This is a genomic window from Nocardia sp. NPDC050793, from assembly GCF_040654065.1.
Taxonomy (GTDB): domain Bacteria; phylum Actinomycetota; class Actinomycetes; order Mycobacteriales; family Mycobacteriaceae; genus Nocardia.
This window is the reverse complement of the sequence record NZ_JBFAHG010000045.1, coordinates 1-1023: the sequence shown is the minus strand read 5'-3', so window position 1 is coordinate 1023 and position 1023 is coordinate 1. Positions and strand designations below refer to the sequence as shown.

Annotated in this window: 1 protein-coding gene; it reads right to left on the bottom strand. The window is 64.6% G+C overall.

Annotated elements, in window-relative coordinates:
• On the bottom strand, nt 1-1023 hold a 1023-nt coding region (locus AB0H50_RS35645; protein ID WP_357461705.1), incomplete at both ends, for an AMP-binding protein.

Genomic DNA, 1023 nt, shown 5'->3' with positions numbered 1-1023 from the left:
GGATAGGTCGTGCGCGGCGGGGATCTCCCGGCCCCATTTCATGAATGTGCGGACGAGGGTGGGGGCGGTGTAATAGGTGGTGACGCGGTATTTTTCGATGATCTCGAAGTGCCGGTGTTCGGTGGGTGAGTTGGGGGTGCCTTCGTAGACGATCTGGGTGGTGCGGTTGGAGAGGGGTCCGTAGACGATGTAGCTGTGTCCGGTGACCCAGCCGATGTCGGCGGTGCACCAGTAGATGTCTTGTCCGGGTTTGTGGTCGAAGACGTAGTGGTGGGTGTAGGAGGTTTGGGTGAGGTAGCCGCCGGAGGTGTGCAGGATGCCTTTGGGTTTTCCGGTGGTGCCGGAGGTGTAGAGGATGAACAGTGGGTGTTCGGCGTCGAAGGGTTGGGCTTGGTGTTCGGTCGAGGCTTGGGTGATTGTCTCGTGCCACCACAGGTCACGGCCGTCGGTCCAGGGCACTTCGATGTTCGTGCGCCGCACCACCAGCACGTGCTCGACGCTGGAGGGAGTGTCGCCGTGGGCGTAGAGCGCTTCGTCGACGGCTTCCTTGAGCGGTGCGGCCTTGCCGCGGCGCCATTGCCCGTCGGTGGTGATGACGAGCCGGGCGCGTGCGTCGTCCACGCGCTGGCGCAGCGCGGTGGGGGAGAAGCCGGCGAAGACCACCGAGTGGGTGAGTCCGAGGCGGGCGCAGGCGAGCATCGATACGATCGCCTCGGGCACCATCGGCATGTAGATGGCGACTCGGTCGCCGGTCTCGAGTCCGAGTTCGGTCAGGTAGTTGGCGGCTTGTGATACCTCGTCGAGCAGTTGCCGGTAGGTGATGTCGCGGGAGTCGCCGGGTTCGCCTTCCCAGTGGATGGCGACCTGGTCGCCGTGTCCGTCGAGGACGTGGCGGTCCACGCAGTTGTAGGCGACGTTGAGTTTGCCGTCGACGAACCACTTGGCGACGGGTGCGTCGCTCCAGTCCAGGACCTGTGTCCACTTCTGATGCCAGTGCAGCCGCTCGGCCTGCTCGGCCCAGAA